Source organism: Olsenella profusa DSM 13989 (genome assembly GCF_030811115.1).
GTDB lineage: Bacteria > Actinomycetota > Coriobacteriia > Coriobacteriales > Atopobiaceae > Olsenella_F > Olsenella_F profusa.
On record NZ_JAUSQK010000001.1, the window covers coordinates 2,595,899 to 2,616,809 of the forward strand.

At 62.6% G+C, this 20,911-nt stretch carries 20 protein-coding genes; 11 read left to right on the forward strand and 9 right to left on the reverse strand.

Annotated features, from left to right (window positions below; genetic code table 11):
• Positions 1–47 precede the first annotated feature (47 nt).
• Positions 48–236: a hypothetical protein gene (locus tag J2S71_RS12085; protein WP_307392312.1), complete on the reverse strand. Its 189-nt coding sequence runs from the start codon at positions 234–236 to the stop codon at positions 48–50.
• A gap of 259 nt (positions 237–495) precedes the next feature.
• On the opposite strand from J2S71_RS12085, the gene J2S71_RS12090 reads away from it, so the two are divergent.
• The 9 genes from J2S71_RS12090 to J2S71_RS12125 all read left to right on the forward strand — a co-directional run bounded on the left by J2S71_RS12090 (position 496) and on the right by J2S71_RS12125 (position 8,797).
• On the forward strand, positions 496–1,188 hold the full coding sequence (locus J2S71_RS12090) for an iron-sulfur cluster assembly scaffold protein (RefSeq protein ID WP_021725971.1): 693 nt from the start codon (positions 496–498) through the stop codon (positions 1,186–1,188).
• Between the two features lie 18 nt (positions 1,189–1,206).
• Positions 1,207–2,211 carry a GGGtGRT protein gene (locus J2S71_RS12095; protein ID WP_021725947.1) on the forward strand — a complete coding sequence of 335 codons (1,005 nt, stop codon included), beginning with the start codon at positions 1,207–1,209 and terminating at the stop codon, positions 2,209–2,211.
• A 314-nt stretch (positions 2,212–2,525) separates the two neighbouring features.
• A complete protein-coding gene (locus J2S71_RS12395) occupies positions 2,526–2,843 on the forward strand; it encodes a lactococcin 972 family bacteriocin (RefSeq protein WP_370873247.1) in 318 nt (105 codons plus the stop codon).
• 75 nt (positions 2,844–2,918) lie between these two features.
• Positions 2,919–4,928, forward strand: coding sequence for a bacteriocin-associated integral membrane family protein (locus J2S71_RS12100; RefSeq protein WP_307392315.1), 2,010 nt, complete (start codon positions 2,919–2,921; stop codon positions 4,926–4,928).
• The gene (locus J2S71_RS12105) at positions 4,929–5,582 is read left to right on the forward strand and encodes an ABC transporter ATP-binding protein (RefSeq protein WP_021726008.1); all 654 of its coding nucleotides are present in this window, start codon (positions 4,929–4,931) and stop codon (positions 5,580–5,582) included.
• Positions 5,579–6,889 carry a radical SAM/SPASM domain-containing protein gene (locus J2S71_RS12110; RefSeq protein WP_307392317.1) on the forward strand — a complete coding sequence of 437 codons (1,311 nt, stop codon included), beginning with the start codon at positions 5,579–5,581 and terminating at the stop codon, positions 6,887–6,889. The genes J2S71_RS12105 and J2S71_RS12110 overlap by 4 nt, the downstream gene beginning before the upstream one ends.
• A 63-nt stretch (positions 6,890–6,952) precedes the next feature.
• A complete protein-coding gene (locus J2S71_RS12115) occupies positions 6,953–7,456 on the forward strand; it encodes a hypothetical protein (RefSeq protein ID WP_307392320.1) in 504 nt (167 codons plus the stop codon).
• 54 nt (positions 7,457–7,510) lie between these two features.
• Positions 7,511–7,780, forward strand: coding sequence for a helix-turn-helix domain-containing protein (locus J2S71_RS12120; RefSeq protein ID WP_269594335.1), 270 nt, complete (start codon positions 7,511–7,513; stop codon positions 7,778–7,780).
• A 135-nt stretch (positions 7,781–7,915) separates the two neighbouring features.
• A complete protein-coding gene (locus J2S71_RS12125; RefSeq protein WP_021725968.1) occupies positions 7,916–8,797 on the forward strand; it encodes a DegV family protein in 882 nt (293 codons plus the stop codon).
• 1 nt (position 8,798) lies between these two features.
• Here J2S71_RS12125 and murI read toward each other — a convergent pair whose 3' ends face one another.
• The 3 genes from murI to J2S71_RS12140 all read right to left on the reverse strand — a co-directional run bounded on the left by murI (position 8,799) and on the right by J2S71_RS12140 (position 13,229).
• Entirely contained in the window at positions 8,799–9,572 is a 774-nt protein-coding gene (murI, locus tag J2S71_RS12130; protein WP_307392325.1) for a glutamate racemase, read from the reverse strand.
• Between the two features lie 191 nt (positions 9,573–9,763).
• Positions 9,764–11,422, reverse strand: coding sequence for an amino acid ABC transporter ATP-binding/permease protein (locus tag J2S71_RS12135; protein ID WP_307392328.1), 1,659 nt, complete (start codon positions 11,420–11,422; stop codon positions 9,764–9,766).
• Entirely contained in the window at positions 11,406–13,229 is a 1,824-nt protein-coding gene (locus J2S71_RS12140; protein ID WP_307392331.1) for an ABC transporter ATP-binding protein/permease, read from the reverse strand. Before J2S71_RS12140 ends, J2S71_RS12135 begins: the two co-directional genes overlap by 17 nt.
• 252 nt (positions 13,230–13,481) lie before the next feature.
• Here J2S71_RS12140 and J2S71_RS12145 point away from each other — a divergent pair, with 252 nt between their 5' ends.
• Together J2S71_RS12145 and pth2 are read left to right on the forward strand one after the other, a co-directional pair.
• Positions 13,482–13,913, forward strand: a complete 432-nt coding sequence (locus J2S71_RS12145) for an FKBP-type peptidyl-prolyl cis-trans isomerase (RefSeq protein ID WP_307392333.1) — start codon at positions 13,482–13,484, stop codon at positions 13,911–13,913.
• 29 nt (positions 13,914–13,942) lie between these two features.
• On the forward strand, positions 13,943–14,380 hold the full coding sequence (gene pth2, locus J2S71_RS12150; RefSeq protein WP_307392336.1) for an aminoacyl-tRNA hydrolase: 438 nt from the start codon (positions 13,943–13,945) through the stop codon (positions 14,378–14,380).
• 227 nt (positions 14,381–14,607) lie between these two features.
• Here pth2 and J2S71_RS12155 read toward each other — a convergent pair whose 3' ends face one another.
• The 5 genes from J2S71_RS12155 to rfbA form a co-directional block, all read right to left on the reverse strand.
• Entirely contained in the window at positions 14,608–14,889 is a 282-nt protein-coding gene (locus J2S71_RS12155) for a PTS sugar transporter subunit IIB (protein WP_040651567.1), read from the reverse strand.
• Positions 14,890–15,013: 124 nt separating this feature from the next.
• The gene (locus J2S71_RS12160; RefSeq protein WP_307392340.1) at positions 15,014–16,903 is read right to left on the reverse strand and encodes a DUF4012 domain-containing protein; all 1,890 of its coding nucleotides are present in this window, start codon (positions 16,901–16,903) and stop codon (positions 15,014–15,016) included.
• Positions 16,904–17,024: 121 nt separating this feature from the next.
• Positions 17,025–18,044, reverse strand: a complete 1,020-nt coding sequence (rfbB, locus tag J2S71_RS12165; RefSeq protein WP_307392343.1) for a dTDP-glucose 4,6-dehydratase — start codon at positions 18,042–18,044, stop codon at positions 17,025–17,027.
• A 45-nt stretch (positions 18,045–18,089) separates the two neighbouring features.
• Positions 18,090–19,550, reverse strand: a complete 1,461-nt coding sequence (locus J2S71_RS12170) for a sugar nucleotide-binding protein (RefSeq protein WP_307392345.1) — start codon at positions 19,548–19,550, stop codon at positions 18,090–18,092.
• 19 nt (positions 19,551–19,569) lie between these two features.
• Complete coding sequence (gene rfbA / locus J2S71_RS12175) at positions 19,570–20,472, reverse strand: glucose-1-phosphate thymidylyltransferase RfbA (protein WP_307392348.1); 903 nt, start codon at positions 20,470–20,472, stop codon at positions 19,570–19,572.
• Between the last annotated feature and the right edge of the window lie 439 nt (positions 20,473–20,911).

Sequence of the window (20,911 nt, forward strand, 5' to 3'; positions counted from 1 at the left end):
CGCGCGCAAGCACGTGCCACGACCACTCGCCGTAGGAGGCCACCTCGTCAATGGTGATGCGCGTCTGGTAGAAGTCCTCGTCCACTCGAGGAGTCCACATGGACAGAGAGACGTGTGAGGGATCCGTCGTAGGCGATGCGCCGACTCCAGATGCGTCCCTCGCGCCATGCGATGACCTGGCCACGACCCAGCACCGCCGGCCGCGTGGCGCGCTCGAGTGCCATCTCGCTGATCATGGGAGCTCGCCTCACCTTCGACGCCTTCGCTGGGCCTGCGCCGCTCGTTTCCGTAAGGGACAGTATATCGCGCCACTTGGGATGCAAGACACGCCGTGTGTGCCGTTCGCCCACTAGCACAAATATCGGCAAGTGGGCGCCCCCTAGCCTGCTAAGTGGCATAAAATGAGGGTTGCTGGTGGCATGAATCAGCAACACCGTAAACGCGCGCCCACGGAAAGGGACCTGGGTGCCAAGAACAGTGGTGGAGAGGAGAATCATGCAGTATTCCGCAGAAGTGGAGAAGATGTGCCCCGTCGCCAAGGGCGCATACCACGGACCTGCACCCATTCCCGAGGAGGGCAAGTGGGTCCAGGCGAAGGAGATCTCTGACATCTCCGGCTACACGCATGGCGTGGGCTGGTGCGCTCCCCAGCAGGGCGCCTGCAAGCTCAGCCTCAACGTCAAGCAGGGCGTGATCGAGGAGTGCCTCGTCGAGACCATCGGCTGCTCGGGCATGACCCACTCCGCCGCCATGGCCGCCGAGATCCTCCCCGGCAAGACCATCCTCGAGGCCCTCAACACCGACCTCGTGTGCGATGCCATCAACGTCGCCATGCGCGAGCTCTTCCTGCAGATCGTGTACGGCCGCACCCAGACCGCGTTCTCCGAGGACGGCCTGCCTGTGGGCACCGGCCTCGACGACCTCGGCAAGGGCCTGCGCTCCATGGTGGGCACCACCTATGGCACCAAGGCCAAGGGCGCCCGCTACCTCGAGCTCACGCAGGGCTACATCACCCACCTCGCCCTCAACGACAAGGACGAGATCATCGGCTTCGAGTTCCTCAACCTGGGCAAGTTCACCGACGCCATCAAGAAGGGCGTCGACCCCAAGGAGGCCCTCGGGGACGCCATGGGCAAGTATGGCCAGTGGGACAATCCCGCCAAGGTCATCGATCCCCGTACCGAGTAGAGAAAGGAGCTGATACGAGTGGCAGTTACGTTCGAAGGCTATGAGCGCCGCATCGACAAGATCAACAAGGCCTGTGAGCAGTACGGCATCGCCGATCTCGAGGATGCCCTCAAGATCTGCACCGATCTCGGCTTCAACCCGTACGACATCACCACGGGCATCCAGTCCATCGCGTTCGAGAACGCAAAGTGGGCCTACACCCTGGGCTGCGCCATCGCAGTGAAGAAGGGCTGCAAGACCGCATCCGAGGCCGCAGCCGCCATCGGCGAGGGCCTGCAGGCCTTCTGCGTCCCCGGCTCCGTCGCCGAGGACCGCAAGGTGGGTCTGGGCCACGGCAACCTGGGCGCCATGCTGCTGGGCGAGGACACCGAGTGCTTCGCGTTTTTGGCCGGCCACGAGTCCTTCGCCGCCGCAGAGGGCGCCATCGGCATCGCCAACAACGCCAACAAGGCCCGCAAGAAGCCCCTGCGCGTCATCCTGAACGGACTCGGCAAGGACGCCGCCCAGATCATCGCCCGCATCAACGGCTTCACCTATGTGAAGACGCAGTTCGACTACTTCACGAGCGAGCTCAAGGTCGTGGAGACCATCCCGTACTCCGACGGCCCGCGCGCCAAGGTCAACTGCTACGGCGCCGATGACGTCCGCGAGGGCGTGGCCATCATGTGGCACGAGAACGTGGACATCTCCATCACCGGCAACTCCACCAACCCCACGCGCTTCCAGCACCCCGTGGCGGGCACCTACTTCAAGGAGCGCGTCCTGGCTGGCAAGAAGTACTTTTCCGTGGCCTCCGGTGGTGGCACCGGCCGCACCCTGCACCCGGACAACATGGCCGCCGGCCCCGCCTCCTACGGCATGACCGACACCATGGGCCGCATGCACTCCAGCGCCCAGTTCGCAGGCTCCTCCTCCGTCCCCGCGCACGTGGACATGATGGGCCTCATCGGCATGGGCAACAACCCCATGGTCGGCTGCACCGTCGCATGCGCCGTTGCCGTGGAGGAGGCCCTGGACAGGTAGGCCTTCGTAGCCAAAGCACGCATGCACCGGGCCGTCACCCACAGGTGGCGGCCCGGTTTTGTCGTTCATAGCGGTGATGACTTACTAGCGCCCAAGAACCTGCTAGGTGGCTTTTCCACAGGGCACCTATCTGCAATCTGCTGATCAGCCACTCACCTCCAGTTTATTACCGTTTAAGATTACACTCTTTACATCATATTATTTATCTATAACTTTAAATTAAGGTTACTTTCTGATGAAAGGAGTCCATCATGTTGTCATTAAAAAGATTTCTGTGTAGCGCCTCGGTAGCTGCGGTCACGGGTGCCCTCTTAATGACACCGGTTTCTGCCTTTGCCGCAACGCCATCCACAGATCAAACAACTGTGCAAGAGCATGGCACCGTAGTGAACTTGGTAGTGCCAGGCAGGCATGTCCAATACCCCTCTGAAGGTGGCACATGGGAGTATGGGTTCTGGAATGCCATGTTCCGTTCGTACTACACAGTGGGACGCTGCCACGGTAGCACTGTCACCGCAAACGGCCGTACCATGAAAAGTGTTAACACAGCGGCTGGACGCAGGTCAATTGCCGAGATACATGGGCTCAATGGTCCCACGACATCAGCTCGATACTACTATCGGGTCTGCTAGCAGCTCCACCCATCCTACCAGCACGAGGGCCAGGACAAAGACCCTGGCCCTCGTTAATGTGTCAGGAGAGCATCCATGCGTAAGCTATTCGTCCTCTCCGCATTCCTTGCAGCGGCGATTTCCACGTTCGTGGTATTTCAAACCATGCAGACCATCCAATATGACTATCCTCTTGGAACGGACGATAGCTTCGAACTGTTGGTCGGCGAATCGACCGTCCCAAAGGATCAGCTGATAGATGGTCTCATACAGGCTGTCGACAAACGTGGGGGGTGCCTCGTCAAGCCCTCCACCTCAGCAGAGACATATGGATCTCAGAGGGATCTCATCTATTTCTCATCAGTTCAGCCATCGAGTTCATCGCCCGTCATCGGAAGTGACGGCTCCATCAGCTGGCTGACACCCGGCATGGGCGGCAAGCTCCTGCCTGCCCACACCATGGGAGATTCACCTCTGGCGGGAACATACATGCTCAAGTCCGATCAATCCCTGCATGAGGCACTCGACCAATGGGCCAACGAAAATGGTGTGACGATAACCTGGTATGGGCAGAAGCCTCTACGAGACGAAGTGCTTTCCATCGTCGTTAGCGAGGGTATGATCATACCGTGGCTCAGCACGCAACTACTCGTACTGACGCTTGCGATGACGTGGATCACTTTGCGGTTGCACACACGGGCCATACAGCTGCTGGGTGGTGTAACCAGCGCCCAAATCCATCGGGAGACGCTTGGTATACTTGCCAGGTTGTTGGCCATAGGAGGAACCCTCGGGATAGCGCTGTCAGGAGTACTCGTCACTGTGGTACTGGGGCCTGCCAATGTCCTTCTTGTCTTGCCCCCCACGACAATCCTATGCCTGTTGAGCTTCGCATGTCTACTTGTGCTGACCTACCTCCTGTCGGTCATGGTAGGAACGGGCATGGAGTCCTTGCGGTTCCGTCGACCCGTAGTAGGCAAGATTCTCCCACTCTGTCGCACCATCTCGGCGGTTGCGCTTGTCCTGTCTATGCAAACGATCCCGCCTGCCATAAGTCTTGCGCAAAGAGCCTGGAAGAGCTATACGCAGAGCAGCATAGCCAGGTGCTTTGGTGACACTATCGCTGTCTCCCTGAACAACTTTGACTATCTGGATACCGAGGAAGGCGCGCAGGAGGCACAGCGCGTCATGCATGGTCTTTCCCAAAAGGGCTGCATCGTCACGTCGCTTGTCATCGATTCTGAATTCGAAATCAGTAATGATGAACGTGGTGGATACTCACAACTTGTCATTGTCGATCCAAGCTATCTGCACCTCATAGGCATCACGTTACCAACGGAGTCAGGAGAGTCCGTGCTTACAGAGGTTTCCTTCGATTCCTTGCCAAGCGCGACCAAGGACTTTCTGCAAGGAGACCTTTCATTATGGATGGGGGGAGAAATGGCTTTTAAGGAGACATTCTCCTTCTACGAGTATCACGGTGACGGTCTCATAGCGTTAGGACAAAACGCAAGCTACAACAGCGCCTTTACGACCTGCAAAAACCCACTGGTAATCGTCATGAACGTACCCGTCGATAAGATGAGCATGACCAGCTTTGTCATGCCCCTCATCTCCACGGGCAACATTATGTTCACTGACCCCGAAAGCACAAAGGAGGCATTTGCTGCCTCGCCAATCTATCCATATATAGCATCCTTTGATCGTGTGGCCGATGTCACCCTCACGACTGGCCAAGACCTTCTGGCCAATGTCCTTCTATACCTTGCCATCACGTCCGTATCGCTACTGTCTATCTGTGCGTGCGCCCTGCAGTGCGCAAGTTCGTGGGCCATCGCACATGAGGAAGAGGTGTTTCTCGCACACACAGCTGGACTTGGATATCGAGGCATCTATGCACCCCGCATGAGAAGTGACCTTGCCTTTTCCATGATTCCGTTAGTGATAGGTGCAGGTATATGTATCTTCGTCTCGCCATACAGTACTCCTTTGGTCGTCATGCTTGGAGCCATCGTCGTTGAGACATGCTTCGCGCTTTTCTCCACGCTTACCTACACCATTGCCTGTCGCAAGACCTTTACGGCACATATACTAAGGGAGGGTTAAATGTCTACAGTCTCCTGTACGAATCTTGGAATAGAGTTGGCAAAGCGCACCATATTCCAAGGAGTGTCTCTTACCTGCGGGCCAGGGAGCGTCACCACCCTCACGGGACCCAGCGGCTGTGGAAAGAGCACGCTGCTCAATGCACTTGGCCTGCTCCTGGTACCCTCACAGGGTGATGTGCTCGTCGACGGAGAGAGCACCAAGCTCTGGGGTGATAAGAGGCGGGTGCAATACTGGCACGACCATGCAGCCTTCATCTACCAGAATTTTGGCACGGTCGAGGATGAGACGCTCTCATTCAATATCGTGTTAAACAAGGCCAAGCAACGGACATACTCCCATCAGGTCAATGCAGCGCTCAAGCATGTCGGACTCGGTGGCCGAGCAAAGGAGTTAGCCTCTGTGCTGTCAGGTGGTGAGAAGCAACGGCTCGGCTTTGCACGTGCCATGTTCAAGCATGCCGATGTACTCTACGCCGACGAGCCGACAGCATCACTCGACAGGGCAAACAGACAGATGGTCATAGATCTCCTGCGGCAGAGGGCTAGCCAAGGCATGACAGTCATCGTCGCGACTCACGATGATGCCCTGGCCAGCATCGCAGATGCAAACTTCACGCTCCCCTACCGCCATGAGGGCCAACATTTCGCATGAGCGAGTGTGAGCCCCCTCAAGCTAGGCTCACAGAAGGGCAGATGGTTTTGAAACTTTCAACTCAGACAGTCTGTTTTTCCATTCATGGGATTCCAGTGGTGGGTAACCTGAAGACAGGTAGTGTCATCGGTCTCACGGCAGAGGGGCGGGATACGTGCGCGCTCATGGCGAAACGCAATGTATCCTATGAGGAGCTACCATTGAGCTGCAAAGAGCTTGCGGAGCACCTTAGGGATGGAGGATACCTTGAGGAAGGCGCCGCCACGGCCTCGGAGATTCCGCCCATCCAGTCGGCCTACCTCCATGTCACACAGCGCTGCAACCTCTCCTGCAGATTCTGTTACTCAAAGAGGTCGGACAGGAATGTCCTACCTGACCCTCCCTTGGAAGGGCTCTATGCCGCAATTGACTTTCTCGCCACACTCGACGTGGGGCACCTCGTCATCTCTGGCGGAGAACCCTTCCTTAGACCTGGTCTCCAAGAGATTGTCAGTCATGCGAAGTCATCAAATATTAAGAACGTCATCATCCTAACGAACGGGCTCTTGATCAACCCATCGGTTGTACGGCCACTGGCCAAGCTGGTTGATTGTATAGCTGTTGCCTTCGATGGCATCTCCGCAGAGTCAGAGGCATTTCTCCGGAACAGACAACGCTTCTCATCCCTTGCCCAGGCGATACGAACAATCCAGCAGGAGGACATAGAGGCACGGATCCTGCCAACCATACATGGGAGAAACGTCGATGACATAGAGCACTACGAAAGGCTCGCTAAGGAGCTGGGGGCAACAGTAAGCTACAGCCTGCTCCTCGCCTCCCCTCAAGACGGCGGCGCATTCATGCTATCTGACGCCCAACTTGCCCGACTTGGAGAGCTCTCTTCACAAGGCGCATTTTCCTACAGCAGCGACGCATACACATCGGAAGCCGTAGCTCTCTCCGTCCGGCATTTCTGTGGCGCCGGCACGAGAACCCTAAGCATCGCTGCAGACGGCAGTATCTATCCCTGCCACATGCTGCATGACGAACGTTTCTGCATGGGCAATGCCTTCACCGATACACCGGAGAGCGTCATGGGGGGCAAGGTTGCACAAGACTTCCGCCAGCTTGATGTGCGGCACCTTGGCCGATGCAAAACATGTGAGACAAAATATCTCTGTAGCGGCGGTTGTCGTGCACGAGCGCTCCTGCACGAAAAGAGTATCATCGGACATGACCCATACTGTAGGCTCTACCACACCTATTACCGATGTCTGGGAAGACAGTTGGCAAGCTATCTTAGAAAGGAAGACAAAGATGCTGTTTGAATCGATGAACTGTGCGTGCTGTCTCCAAATAGGCAGGTTTCATATTGGCTATTAGGAGATGCATTGGCTACGGAAATCGAGAGAGAATATCATAGAGCACGGTGCGTAGTACATGTAAGTACGATTGTGATGTATGCTGTGGCGCTCCTTGAGCTTGTTATTCTCGTTCTTTTCTTATGCGCATTTCTAGAGGTGGGGATATCCGAGCAGATGTCCCTAGCATGCTGGCTTGGTCATTTTGCCTACTCTATCGTTTCCATCATGATGGCATTCTGTCTCGTTGGTTTTCTACGCCATTTCTATCGAGACCCTCTCCCCTTTGGAGCACGTCAGTCACAGCGCTTGATTGTGGCAGGTTTCCTGCTCATTGTCACGATCGTGTTAGGAGGGCTTCTGCCAAATATAGGGGAGATTCCTGTTTCGAATAATGTCATTCCCATCTTCGTCTCAACAGAAAGGGGCGGCATTGAGCTGAATGCTGTCATCCTCGCTGTCTTCCTCTTTTGTCTCGCATACTTGGTACGGTATGGGAATGCCCTCAAAGAGGACTCTGACTCCATACTGTAATGGCAGTATCTTCTCATTCCAATCATGCGAGGGGGCGGGAGCGTGCCTATAGTCATGCGACTTGATCGAGTCATGGCAGAACGTAAGATTACATCGACAGAACTTGCCGAACGAATTGGTACTTCAACGGTCAACCTGTCCAACATCAAGAATGGGAAAATACGTGGCGTGCGTTTCTCCACACTCGAGGCCCTCTGCCAGGTGCTTAACTGCAAACCGGGCGATCTCATCGATTATCTCACCCCCGAGGAGGATGCTGCCGAACATGAACTAGGAGAGATTCGCGAATGGAACTACGGCAAGCGAACTAGTCGAGAGACATAGCTGCAAAGTTATCGACTCTCACACATACACATGAATCCAATCATCTGGCGTCATCTTTTTCTCGGATACTTTCCTCGGTGCCAATGCCGTATAGTGGACACAGCAATTTGCCCTCCCCCCTCACGGAGGAACACCATGGCCGACTACGTTCTCACCTGCTGCTCCACCTGTGACCTTACTCCTGTCCACCTCGATCGGCTGGGAATCAGGTACGTCTACTTCAACTATGAGCTCGACGGCGAGCAGTGCAAGGACGACTTCGGCCGTACCCACACCCAGCACGAGCTGTACCGGCGGATGCGTGCGGGGGCGACCGTACGCACGTCGCAGGTGAGTGCGGGCGAGTACCTGGACCTCTGGCGCTCCCTGCTCAAGGCAGGCAAGGACGTGCTGCATGTCGCCCTGTCCTCGGGCATCTCGGGAACGTACGGCTCGGCGTGCACGGCACGTGACGCCATCCGCCAGGAGTTTCCCGAACGCAGGATCGAGGTCATCGACTCGCTCTGCGCGTCATCGGGCCTGGGCCTGCTGCTGGACACGCTGGCTGGCCTGCGCAACGACGGTATGAGCATGGACAGGCTCGTTGCCTGGGCAGAGGCTCACAAGGCCGAGGTGAACCACTGGTTCTTCTCCAGCGACCTCACCTTCTTCGTGCGCGGCGGGCGCATCTCGCGTGCGGCGGGAGCCATGGGTGGGCTCCTCAGGATCTGCCCCGTCATGGAGATGGATGACGAGGGGGCCCTGCAAGTGCGCGAGAAGGTGCGTACCAAGCTGCGCGCCCAGCGGCGCATGGTCCGCAAGATGCATGAGCTTGCACAGGGTGGGGATGGGTATGCGCGCAAGGTCTTCATCAGCCATTCCGACTGCCTGAGAGACGCTCGGGGCGTCGGGGATCGCATCGAGCGGGAGTTTCCTCACCTGGACGGCCACGTGCACTACTTTGACATCGGCACCACCATCGGCTGTCACACCGGACCAGGCACCGTGGCCCTCTTCTTCTGGGGAACGCGGCGGTAGCCTACAACCCCATCTCGAAGAACTGCTGGTAGCGGTCGAGGACACCGGGCTCATGGAGGCTCGAGCGGAACGCGACCGTGCCTGGGGCGTCGGATTCGTTGAGCATGCCGTCTTTGGCCAGAAGGCTTCCCACCCGGCGTGCGGTGCCGTCTCCCCCATCGAAGAACGGCACGTCACCAAGCACGTCCGCGATCTGGTGCCGCACGAAGGGATAGTGCGTGCATCCCAGCACGACGGAATCCACACCCCCACGATACCGGCCGACCAGGTTCTCGATCAGCTCGTGCAGGTCGGCCCCGTCAAGCTCGCCCTGCTCGATGCGCTGGGCCAAGCCCTCGCAGGGCGCCTCGATGATCTCCGAGTCGCTTCCGTACGTGTGGGCCAGATGCTGGAACTTGTCCATGCGCAGGGTGACGGGGGTGGCCATCACGAGGATGCGGCGATGCGGGTCGTGCTCCGTGGCCGGCTTGAGTGCCGGCTCCACGCCCACGATGGGGAGGCTGGGCAGCTCGTCCCTGAGCGCGGCGGCAGCAACGCTCGTCGCGGTGTTGCATGCGATCACGATGGCCTTGGCTCCCTCGTCCACCAGGTCACCAACGATCTGGCGCGCATAGCCCAGGATCTGCTCGGGGGTCTTCTCGCCATAGGGGTTGTGGGCGGAGTCGCCAAAGAAGACGAAGTCCTCGTGTGGAAGCTGACGCACGAGGTGATGCAGCACGCTGATGCCGCCCAGACCGGAGTCGAAGACCCCAATGAACCCGCCCTTGTCCGCCATCGCCTCTCCCTGGTCGTTGCCGCCATCCACTATACGGCGTTTCCCCGGCAGCCATTGTGAGTCGTATGCATTTCTGAGGGAGTCGCGCGCACTTTTCTGGAGTGGCATGTTGCGATACCCCAGGTAGATAGCTTATTGTTATAGCAGCAAGCGCCCATTGCACCCGAAAAAGTGCGAACGACCCGAAACCGTTAGCTTACGCGACCGGCGTCCATGGAGAACGTCTGGTCCGCCACGGCCATGGTGCTCGCCCGGTGGCTCACGAGCAGCACGGTGCGCGCCCCTCGCTGCCCGTCCAGGCTCCGCAGGATGACGCCCTCGTTGAGCGAGTCCAGGCTGCTCGTGGGCTCGTCCAGGATAAGGAAGGGCGCATCGTGCAGGAACGCCCGTGCCAGGCCCAACCGCTGCCTCTCGCCACCCGAGAGCGTGTCGCCCAGCTCCCCCACCTCGGTGCCATAGTCCTGGGGCAGGCCCATGATGAAGTCATGCACCGAGGCGGCACGACACGCCGCCTCGATCTGCCCCTGTGTGGCGTCCGGACGGGCGATCAGCAGGTTGTCCCTGATGGTATCATGGAAGAGGTACGTGTCCTGCTCCACGAGCGCCTCGAGGTCGCGCAGGTTGCCCGTACGCACGGTGTCGATGCGCTGCCCGCTGATGGCGAGCTGCCCCTTGTCCACGTCCCAGAAGCGCATGAGCAGGCGGCAGAACGTGGACTTGCCCGAGCCGCTCCTGCCTGTGATGCCCACGATGCTCCCCTGCGGGATGTCCAGCGTCACGTCGTCCAGCACGCGCCCATCGTCGTATGAGAAGCCCACGCCGCGGGCGGTCGCACCGCCAAAGGCGATGTCCTCACCCTCCGTGACCTCCTCCACCACGGGCTCCTCGTCCAGGATGTCCAGCACGCGGCCCGCGGAGGCCAGCGTCCCCTGCAGCGTGGAGCCCAGGTTGGCCAGGGCGACCACCGGCCCAAACGAGCTGAGCGTAGCCACCGTGGACACCACCACGGCCGATGCGCCCACGGCGCCCCCACGCCACAGCAGCACGCCCACGACAAGCTCTGCCAGGGAACAGGCCGTGATGGCCGCACCGGCGGCCATGGAGCCCGTCGTGGTGGCATCGCGGAGGTCGCACTGCGTCTCCACAAGCTCCCGCGAGCGTGCGTCCAGCGTGCCCAGCCGCGCCGCACCCGCATCAAACTGCAGCACCTCGGCAAGGCCTCGCAGACCGTCCAGCACGAACGTGGAGAGGCCCGCCGCCTGCTCGCGCGATGCCCTGCCGCCATCGCCCGAGAGCCACGAGACGAGCACGGGCACCACCACGCCCACCACGAGGTAGCCGACAAGCGCCACAAGCGCCAGCTGCCAGGAGATGGTCCCCAGGAGGACCACCATGAGGGCACTCATGAGCACGGCGATGCAGATGGGCGAGATGGTGTGCGCAAAGAACACCTCGAGGAGCTCGATGTCCGCAGTGACCATCGAGACCAGGCTGCCGCGGTCGGCTCCCGCGAGCTTGGCGGGCGCAAGGCGCCTGAGGCTGGCGAAGACCTCGCTGCGGATGTGGGCCAGCAGCTTGAAGGCGATGTAGTGGTTGCAGCTCTGCTCCACGTAGTGCAGGACGCCACGGGCGATGGCCAGTGCGCAGAGGATGCCCACGCAGGCGCCCACGGAGAGCAGCGGTGCGCCGCTCACGAGCGAGACGGCCTCCCCCGCCGCAAGCACGGGCAGGAAGGTCGCACAGGCAAAGCCCGCCACGCCACACGCCACGGAGATGACCATGAACCCCGCGAGCGGCTTGGTGAGACCCAGCATACGCCACATGATGCGCGCGTCATGCCTCTTCGTCATGGGTGCCCTCCTCGGAAGTCGACGCGATGACGAGCGTGTCGTCCGCATCCGGCGCCACGGGACGCGGAACGAAGTGCTCGAGCGCCTGCTGCGCCTCCCACAGGCCGCGGTAGACGTCGCAGTTGTCCAGCAGCTCCTCGTGCATGCCGGTACCCACCAGGCGGCCCCGATCCAGCACGTAGACCCTGTCGGCGTCCGTCACGTTGGCCAGGCGGTGGCTGATGAGGATGACGGCCTTGTAGCGCGCGATGGCGTGCACCGCCGCCATGATGGCCTCCTCGCTCTCCACATCGATGTTGCTCGTGGCCTCGTCCAGCACGTAGACGGGCGAGTCGTGCATGAGCGCGCGAGCCAGCGCCAAGCGCTGCCGCTGCCCACCGGAGAGGTTGGCGGCCCGCTCGTCCAGGCGCGTGCCAAGCCCCTCCTGCGTGCGCAGGAAGCCTGCCAGCGAGACGGCCTCCAGCACCTGCCACATCTGCTCGTCGCTCGCCATTGGATCACCCATGAGCAGGTTGTCGCGGACGGTGCCCGCAAAGAGGTAGCTTGCCGTGGGCACGATGGTCACGTAGTGGGCGAGGGCCGTGCGATCGAAGTCGGTGATGGGGCGCCCACCCAACAGGACCGCACCCTCAAAGCCATGGGCCAGGCCCGCGAGCAGCGATGCGATGGTGGACTTCCCCGAGCCCGACTTACCCACGAGGGCCGTGATCCCCACGAGCGGCACGTCCAGCGACACGTCGTGCAGCACCTCGCGGCTGTCGTCCCACGAGAAGCTCACATGCCGCATGAGCAGGTGGTCTCCGGCATGCGGCCGCGCCGTTCCCGAGGGCGCGGGCTCCTCGAGATCCAGCAGGGTAAAGATCCTGTCCGAGGCCGCCATGCCGTTCATGGCGACGTGGAAGTACGACCCCAGCGTACGCATGGGACGGAAGAAGTCCGCGGAGAGCAGCACCACCACGAGGGCGGCAAAGAGATCGATGGATCCGCCGGCGAGCAGGGCCAGGGCCACGCCGATGCCCACGGCCGCACCGCCCAGCGCCACGACGTCCATCACGATGATGGAGTTGAGCTGCATGCGCAGCACCTTCATGGTGACCACGCGGAAGCGCTCGGCCTCCTCGTCCATGGCCTCATGGCGCCGTGCGTCGGCCTGGTAGATCTTGAGCGTCGTGAGGCCCTGCAGGTTCTCGAGGAAGGAGTCGCCCAACGTGGTGTACTCGTCCCAGTACGAGGAGAGGGTACGCTTGGCCACCTTCTGCACCGCCATGATGACGAGCGGGATGAGCGGCACGAACGCCAGCAGCACGAGCGCCGCGGGCCATGCCGCAGGCACGAGGGTCAGGATGGCCACGAACAGCGTCAGCGGGACCACAAGCGCATGGAACAGCTGCGGCAGGTACTGGCCGAAGTAGGTCTCCAGCTGCTCGCACCCCTCCACGGAGAGCTGCACGACCTCGGCCGTGGCAACCTGCTTGGTGTAGTCGGGCCCCAGGCGCAGGAGCTTCTCGTAGATCCGGTGGCGCAGCTCGCGCTTGACGTCCGCCGATGCCGCGAAGCCCTCGCGCAAGGCGGCGCGCGTGGAGAGCACCTTTGCCACGAGGGCGATGGCGCCAACCACGAGCACGCGCACGAGGTTCACCGCATGGGTGGTGCTTATGTCACTCGCGCCCACAACGGCGAAAAGCGCCGAGGCCACCACCCACACCAGCAGGACGTCCGAGAGCAGGCCCACCCACTGCGCAGCCACCGTGAGCATCACGTGGCGCAGGGCGCCGGGCACCAGATCAAACAGTCGTTTCCTCAGCATAGGGCCTCCATCGGGGAGCCGTGCCGCCAGGACGGATGGCCCCGCGCAGCCTGCAGGCGAATCCCCGTACGTGTTCGAACCTCTCAAGCATACCTAAAACGGGTTCGACGCACCTGAATGAAGGAATGGGGCTTTCGCTGCTTTGCCGGCTTTGATGGGACGTGGACATGCGCATACTGGATACGCTGTCCCCCAGGGCATCGTCCCCCAGGGCATCGCGCACCCGCACAACCGACCATCAGAGGAGGCCCCATGGGCAACGAGGGCAAGAAGGTCAAGGTCCACTACACCGGCACGCTGGACGATGGCACCACGTTCGACTCGTCGCGGGACCGTGGCGAGCCGCTGGAGTTCACCTGCATGGCCGGCCAGATGATCAAGGGCTTTGACGCCGCCGTGCGTGATATGGCCGTAGGCGACAAGGTGACCGTGCACCTGGAGCCCAGCGAGGCCTATGGCGAACATCGCGAGGAGCTGGTGCAGGAGTTCCCCGTGAGCCGCGTGCCACGGGAGATGCGTGGCGTCACGGTCGGCGACAAGCTCATGCTGCGGTCCTCCCAGGGTCAGCCCGTGCCCGTGAGGGTGGCAAGGGTCACGCCCAAGGAGCTCTACCTGGACATGAACCACGAGATGGCCGGCAAGGCACTCAACTTCGAGATCGAGCTGCTCGAAGTGGAGGGGTAGCCAACGCGCTTTTGGAAGGGCAGGGTGGCATGGCGGTCTCGTCATACAAGGCGAAGCAGCTCATCGTCATGAGGCGCGACCTCAGGATGCGCAAAGGCAAGATCGCCGCCCAGGCGGGCCATGCCTGCGTGGAGGCCGTGCTCATGGCGTTGGTGCACGAGGGACGTCGTGGCGAGCTGTGCGTGGACGCGGGTGGCCGGGTGTACCTGGACGATCCCCGCAAGCGCCACACGGCGCTCTACGACTGGTTCGACGCGGGCGTAGCCAAGGTGTGCGTGTACGTCGACTCGGAGGAGGAGCTGCTCGACATCGCGAACCAGGGTCGCGAGCGGGGCTTTCTCGTCTCGCTCGTCCGCGATGCTGGCCTCACGGAGTTCCATGGGGAGCCCACCTACACCTGCCTGGCCTTCGAGCCGCTGCGCGCCGAGGACATCGACCCCATCACCGGCGACCTCCCCCTGTACTAGGAACGCCAGAACCAAGAGAGCCCGGATGGACGAGTCGTTCGCAATCCTCTCCCCCACCACTGCGAGTCGTATGCAAATTATCGGGCTCTAACTGTACATATGAATCTATCAATAACTTATCTACCAGCACTTTTATAAAATCAGAGTCGTGCGTATTTGCATACGACTCCAAACGCGCGAGCGAGAAAATGCGAACGACTCAGGTGGGGCTCACATGGGGCCCAAGCTCAGGCGGAGAGGGACCCCACCAGACGGTTCAGCTCGTCCTCTTGGCCCATGCCCGTGAGGAACGCCACCCCATTGAAGGTGGGCACATCGTACTCCTCGTCGGGCTTGACCACGGAGACGAACGCGTCGGCGCCATCGAGCGCACCGGGCAGGCTCTCCAGCGCGACGGCATCCACCTGTGCGGACACGCCACGGTCATCCAGAAGCCTCTGGAGCTTGCTCGCCACGGCGTGCGAGGTTGCGATACCAGCGCCACACGCGACGACGACTCTCGCTGCCATACCACCCTCCATCCAGCGAACCACACGAACGTCTTGGAGTATACCCGGCCTCCCGACCCGGCCGGCCACCTCGCACGGAATGGAAACAGGCCGTCAGACGCCCGCACACGGCGGCGCCCGTCCCCTACGACGCCATGGCCTGGCCCGTGGGCGTGGAGCGCACCACGAGGTCCGCTGCCGCGTCTGGCGAGGTGGTCACCTTGTAGGTGATGGTGCGCGTCTCCTGGGGGTAGGTGTTCACCTGGCTCGACCACGCATCGAAGCCGTAGAGCGAGGGCAGGTGCCACACCCCGAACGCCGGCGAGTCCACACGAACGTCGCTGATGGTCCCGCCCGCGGGCGCCACCAGGATCAGCACGGAGACCATGTCGCCCGTGGAGCGCTTGTACTGCATGTTGCCCCCCGTGATATACGTGGGGGCGCTGGCGACGATCTGGTCGGTGATCATGTTCCCCAGCGTGGTGGTCACCTCGTAGGTCGTGGAGCCGTCCGCGTTCCTGGCCGCCGCGCCAACCGTCGTACGCAGGTCGAGGTACCAGGCAAGCTTCGCCCATGTGACATCGTTCACGTAGACGCCCAGCACGGGCTTGGTGGCGTCGGTCGAGAGGCCGCCCGAGGCGCCCACCGCGACAAGGGCCTGCTCCTCGTCCTCGTTGGCCATCCACACCTGCAGGCGCCCGTCGGCGGCGGACTGGCCGAGGGTGTCCATGAGGTCGGTCGCCTTGGCGGCGCCCAGGTTGCTCATGATGGAGGTGAAGGCCGTTGCCGCGGCGTCGGCAAAGAGGGCGTCCTCCGTCGCGTTCTGGTTGCCATAGCGCAGGTAGACGTTGTTCTCCAGCTCCTGCGCCGCATTGTCGCCCGTAAGGGTCGTGCCGTCCGCCACCGTCACGGGACCGGTCAGGGCCAGCAGGCGCTGCAGGAAGACGGGGTCGATCCCTATCACGCCATCGACGGCCTGGTGATGCAACTGCTGCCAGGCGGTGGCAAGCAGCGTGGCCGTGCGCGGAAAGTTGGGCGTGAGCGTGGCGGCATCGGCACGCGAGCCGATGGAGGAGCCAAAGGTGCCGACCTCCTCATCGGTGGCACCCAGCGAGAGGCCCTCCTTGCCCGCCAGGGACGCGAAGTCCCCCAACCTCATGACACCATCGCTCACCGTTAGCGTGCCCACCGACCCAGGGAAGCCACCCGACGCGCGCAGCTCCGCGTTGTTCTGGGCCACCACGAGATAGGTGCGCGTCTGCCCGTTGGCACCGAGCATCTGCGGGAGGTAGGGCAGGATGGCCTGGACGGAGTCCAGGCGGGCCTTGGCGGCGTCAACCTTGGTACGCAGCTTGGCAATCGCGGCGTCAAGCTGCGAGAGATGCGCCGGGGGCAGGGCGTCGATGGTGCTGGTGGCGCGGTCCAGCACGGGCGACGCATCCGCCATCACCGTACCGAGACCCTGCAGGGCATCCACGTTGATGGCGCTGTTTGAGAAGAGGCTCTTGAGGTCGAGCGCATCCGCATGCTGGGAGAGCGGTATGATAGCATTGTCCGAGACGTCCACGAGCGTGTCGGCCAGAGCGCGCACGGAGCGAACGTCATCGCCATACCCCGGGATGGCAGCGGCCACGCTCCACGCGGGAGACTGCACCTCGCCTTGGATCTCGTGGGCGGCAGAGCCGATGCGGGAGGCCAAGGGGGCGATCTGGTCCGTGTCGCCACTGGACGCGGCAGAGGCGAGGCCATCGACTGCGGTCAGGACGGCGTCGGCGTCCGTATGCACCTTCTGCGCGGAGCGCACGAGGGCAAACGCCTCAAGTCCCACGAGCGCCAGCAGCACGACCACGATGCCGGCGACGGTGATGGCGATGGTGCGCCGCCGCCTGCGCGGGCCGTGGCCATGGCGACCCGACGAGGGGGACGCCGCGCCACGTCGGGGCATGTAGACGCGCCTGGAGTCTGGATGCCCCTCCTGCGAGGCAGGTGTCTCCCCCTGGTCCACCTTGAAGTGCGTGCTGCCTGACCGCGCCATGCCAAACTCCCGTCCTGTCCTGGACCACTGGAGGCCAATGCCACGGATAAGTCTCGCACACGACGGCTCGGCATGCCATCAGGAAGCTACGACCTACAGCCAAACTGTGTAGGGCCACCCCCTACTGCCCCTGCTTGGCGTACTTGGCCTCGGTGGCCTCCTTGGCCGGGCGCCACCAGGACTCGTGCGTGCGGTACCACTCTATCGTCTGGCCCAACCCCTCAGGGAAGTCCGTGTGGACGGGCTGCCAGCCCAGCTCGCGCTCGAGCTTGGTGGGGTCGATGGCATAGCGGCGATCGTGGCCGGGACGGTCGCGCACCCAGTCGAAGGCATCGACGGGCTGGCCCATCACGTCGAGGATGGCCCGCAGCACGTCGATGTTGGAGCGCTCGCCGTTGGCGCCGATGAGATAGGTCTCGCCGAGGCGGCCCTTGGTGAGGATGTCCCACACGGCACGCGAGTGATCCTCGGTGTGGATCCAGTCGCGCACGTTCCTGCCGTCGCCGTAGAGCTTGGGGCGGATGCCGCAGAGCACGTTGGTCACCTGGCGCGGGATGAACTTCTCCACGTGCTGGTAGGGACCGTAGTTGTTGGAGCAGTTGGAGATCGTGGCACGCACGCCGTACGTGCGGTGCCATGCGCGCACGAGCAGGTCGCTCGAGGCCTTGGTGGAGCTGTACGGGGAGGACGGCCTGTAGGGGTCGTCCGGCTCAAAGCGCCGCGGCTCGTCGAGGGCAAGGTCGCCGTAGACCTCGTCGGTGGACACGTGGTGATAGCGCACGTCATGACTTCGCGCCGCCTCGAGCAGGCGGTAGGTGCCCACCACGTTGGTCTGTACGAATGGGTCGGGGTTGGCGATGGAGTTGTCGTTGTGGCTCTCTGCTGCATAGTGCACGATGGCATCGTGACCCGGCACGAGGCGGTCGAGCAGCGCGGCGTCACAGATGTCGCCCACCACGAGCTCCACCTGGCCCTCGGGGAGCCCAGCGATGTTCTCGGGGTTGCCGGCATACGTGAGCTTGTCGAGGACCGTCACATGGACCTCGGGGTGGTTGGCTGCCACCCAGCGCACGAAGTTGCTGCCGATGAAGCCGCAGCCACCGGTGACGATGATGCTTGTGGGCTCGAAGCTGTCGGGCATGAGGTGGCCTCCAAGGTCCGGGTAGGATATCTCGTCAAGCGGGCGTCAGCCCAGGTCGCGCGGCAGGCTGCGCACATAGTCGACCAGCTCGTCCTCCCAGTCGCGCGGCGAGAAGCCCGCCCGCGCCAGCTTGTCGAGCGAGAGGGCCGAGTGCACGGGGCGCGGGGCTATGGGGCCCTCCGCACCGGCATAGTAGGCCGCCGTGGAGACCGGCACGACCGCGCTGCCGTTACCGTTGCGCAGCTCGAACACGCGCGCGGCGATCTCGTGCCAGCTCCTCACGGCACCGGTGCCCGTAAGGTCGTAGGTCCCATAGGGCGCATGGGTGTCCAGCAGGTGGAGGATGCCCGCCGCAAGCTGGTCGGTGAAGGTGAGGCGGCCCAACTGGTCGTCGACGACGGTCACCTGCGAGAGCTCGTCCGCCGGGTCAGCCACGCGATCGGAGAGCTTGGCCATCGTCTTGGCAAAGTTGTGGCCCTCGCCGATGACCCAGCTCGACCGCACCACGTAGTGAGCGGGACAGCCCGCCACCGCAAGGTCGCCGGCGGCCTTCGACTGCCCGTAGACCGACAGCGGCGAGAGAAGCTCCCCCTCGTCGTGCTCCACGCGCGTGCCGTCGAACACGTAGTCGCTCGACACGTGCACGAGCGTGATGCCGTGCTCCGCGCAGCTGCGCGCCATGAGCGCGGGACCCGTGGCGTTGGCCGCCCAGCACGCGCGGCGGCCCCCGGTCGTCTCGGCCCTGTCCACCGCCGTGTAGGCCCCGCAGTTGATGACCGTGCCGTAGAGGCCCCAGTCGTACTGGGCGTAGTCCTCGGACTTGGAGAGGTCGAAAGTGTCGATGTCGCAGAAGTCGAACGTGTCGGCGTCGCCGCGCTCTGCGACCAGCGCGCGCACGGCATGACCCAGCTGGCCGTTGCAGCCGGTCACGAGCGTGCGCTTGGGTGCCACCGGCACGACGTCCCTCAACAGGGGATGGTGCCTGTCCGCCTCAGACAGCTCGCAGCGATCCAGCGGGATGGGCCACTCGATGGCGAGTGCGGGATCGGCCAGGCTCACGAAGGTGTAGGTCCTCTTGAGCTCGGCCGACCAGTGGGCGTCCACCAGATAGGCGTAGGTCGTGTCGTCCTCAAGCGCCTGGAAGGAGTTGCCCACGCCCCGCGGCGCGAAGATGGCGCGCGAGGGGTCGAGCGTGCAGGTGAACACCTTGCCAAACGTGGCGCTCCCCTGGCGCAGGTCCACCCAGGCACCAAAGACGGACCCCGTGATCACCGAGACGAACTTGTTCCATGGCTCGGCGTGGATGCCGCGCGTCACGCCGCGCTTGGTGTTATAGGAGACGTTGTTCTGCACCACGCGCAGGTCAGGGATACCCAAGGCGACCATCTTGGCGCGCTGCCAGTTCTCCTTGAACCAGCCGCGGCTGTCACCGTGCACGGAGAGCTCGATCACCTTGAGCCCCTCGATGCCCGTCTCGGTGACGCGCAGGTCCTTCTCGAAATCCATCAGGCGCTATCCCCTCGTCCTAGTCATCGTAGTGGCGGTCGGGGGCTATCTTGCCCTCGGCGACCGTCAGCAGGTGCTTGCCGTAGTCGCTCTTGCCGTAGCGCTCGGCGCATGCCAGGAGCCGCTCGCGGCTGATCCAGCCGTTCTCGTAGGCAATCTCCTCGGGGACGGAGACGGGCAGATCCTGCGCCGTCTCCACGGTGCGCACGAACTCGGAGGCGTCGGACAGCGATGCCATGGTGCCGGTGTCCAGCCAGGCATAGCCACGGCCCAGCGTTATGACGTCGAGCGAGCCGTCCTCGAGGTACATGCGGTTGAGATCCGTGATCTCGTACTCGCCACGCGCGGAGGGTCTTACCTGCGCGGCCAGGTCGCATACGCGCGCGTCGTAGAAGTAGAGGCCCGTGACGGCGTAGTTGCTCTTGGGATGGGCGGGCTTCTCCTCGATGGAGACGGCGTTGTAGGCGTCGTCGAACTCGACGACGCCAAAGCGCTCCGGGTCATCCACGCGGTAGCCGAAGACGGTCGCGCGGCCCACCTGCGCGGAGGAGGCGGCGCGGCGCAGGTGACGTGTGAGGCCGTTGCCATAGAAGATGTTATCGCCGAGGACGAGCGCGCAGGGCTCTCTCCCCACGAACGCGCGGCCGATCACGAACGCCTGGGCGAGGCCGTTGGGCTCGGGCTGCTCCGCATACGAGAGGGCAATGCCAAAGTCGGAGCCGTCGCCCAGCAGGCGCTCAAAGTTGGGAAGGTCGCGTGGCGTGGAGATGACCAGAATGTCCCTGATGCCTGACAGCATGAGCGTGGAGAGCGGGTAGTAGATCATCGGCTTGTCGTAGATGGGCAGGAGCTGCTTTGAGGTGACCGAGGTCAGGGGCTGCAGACGCGTGCCCGAACCGCCGGCGAGGATGATGCCCTTCATGCGATAGCGCCCCCATATCGTGCGTCATGAATCCGTGCCCATCCACTATAGCAACTGGCGTGCTGTCGCGCCGAGGGAGTCGAGCGGCGCAGTGGGAACGTGGGGTCGTGCACCCCAGGGATGCGCGGAGGCACGAGACGAACGCGGATGCCCCAAGCAGGGTGAGATCCCATTGCCTTCACCTCAGTGGCAGAGTGGTCCCACGTTCCCATCCCCTCTCGGGGATGAAGGTCGGGGGTACGGACGATTTCCTGGACATGTGAAGGCATGAGAGGAGATCATCCGTGTATGGCGAGGAGTTCAAAGCAAGGGCCCTGGAGGTTCTCGAAGAATGCAGCGGATCTTGTATTAGAGCCGCGCGGAAGCCCGGCATCGTCAGCTCCAAGGCGCTCCAACGCTGGAAGAACGACCTGGCCGAGCCCCCCCGAAAGGAGCATCG

Excerpts from the sequence above, each read along its gene's own strand:
- J2S71_RS12085 (WP_307392312.1), bottom strand. The coding sequence starts at position 236 with ATGATCAGCGAGATGGCACTCGAGCGCGCCACGCGGCCGGCGGTGCTG.
- J2S71_RS12145 (WP_307392333.1), top strand. The coding sequence starts at position 13,482 with ATGGGCAACGAGGGCAAGAAGGTCAAGGTCCACTACACCGGCACGCTG.
- J2S71_RS12110 (WP_307392317.1), top strand. The coding sequence starts at position 5,579 with ATGAGCGAGTGTGAGCCCCCTCAAGCTAGGCTCACAGAAGGGCAGATG.
- rfbB (WP_307392343.1), bottom strand. The coding sequence starts at position 18,044 with ATGCCCGACAGCTTCGAGCCCACAAGCATCATCGTCACCGGTGGCTGC.
- J2S71_RS12125 (WP_021725968.1), top strand. The coding sequence starts at position 7,916 with ATGGCCGACTACGTTCTCACCTGCTGCTCCACCTGTGACCTTACTCCT.
- J2S71_RS12140 (WP_307392331.1), bottom strand. The coding sequence starts at position 13,229 with ATGCTGAGGAAACGACTGTTTGATCTGGTGCCCGGCGCCCTGCGCCAC.
- J2S71_RS12160 (WP_307392340.1), bottom strand. The coding sequence starts at position 16,903 with ATGGCGCGGTCAGGCAGCACGCACTTCAAGGTGGACCAGGGGGAGACA.
- J2S71_RS12120 (WP_269594335.1), top strand. The coding sequence starts at position 7,511 with ATGCGACTTGATCGAGTCATGGCAGAACGTAAGATTACATCGACAGAA.
- J2S71_RS12105 (WP_021726008.1), top strand. The coding sequence starts at position 4,929 with ATGTCTACAGTCTCCTGTACGAATCTTGGAATAGAGTTGGCAAAGCGC.
- J2S71_RS12155 (WP_040651567.1), bottom strand. The coding sequence starts at position 14,889 with ATGGCAGCGAGAGTCGTCGTCGCGTGTGGCGCTGGTATCGCAACCTCG.
- murI (WP_307392325.1), bottom strand. The coding sequence starts at position 9,572 with ATGGCGGACAAGGGCGGGTTCATTGGGGTCTTCGACTCCGGTCTGGGC.
- J2S71_RS12090 (WP_021725971.1), top strand. The coding sequence starts at position 496 with ATGCAGTATTCCGCAGAAGTGGAGAAGATGTGCCCCGTCGCCAAGGGC.
- rfbA (WP_307392348.1), bottom strand. The coding sequence starts at position 20,472 with ATGAAGGGCATCATCCTCGCCGGCGGTTCGGGCACGCGTCTGCAGCCC.
- J2S71_RS12395 (WP_370873247.1), top strand. The coding sequence starts at position 2,526 with ATGACACCGGTTTCTGCCTTTGCCGCAACGCCATCCACAGATCAAACA.
- J2S71_RS12135 (WP_307392328.1), bottom strand. The coding sequence starts at position 11,422 with ATGACGAAGAGGCATGACGCGCGCATCATGTGGCGTATGCTGGGTCTC.
- J2S71_RS12170 (WP_307392345.1), bottom strand. The coding sequence starts at position 19,550 with ATGGATTTCGAGAAGGACCTGCGCGTCACCGAGACGGGCATCGAGGGG.
- J2S71_RS12100 (WP_307392315.1), top strand. The coding sequence starts at position 2,919 with ATGCGTAAGCTATTCGTCCTCTCCGCATTCCTTGCAGCGGCGATTTCC.
- pth2 (WP_307392336.1), top strand. The coding sequence starts at position 13,943 with ATGGCGGTCTCGTCATACAAGGCGAAGCAGCTCATCGTCATGAGGCGC.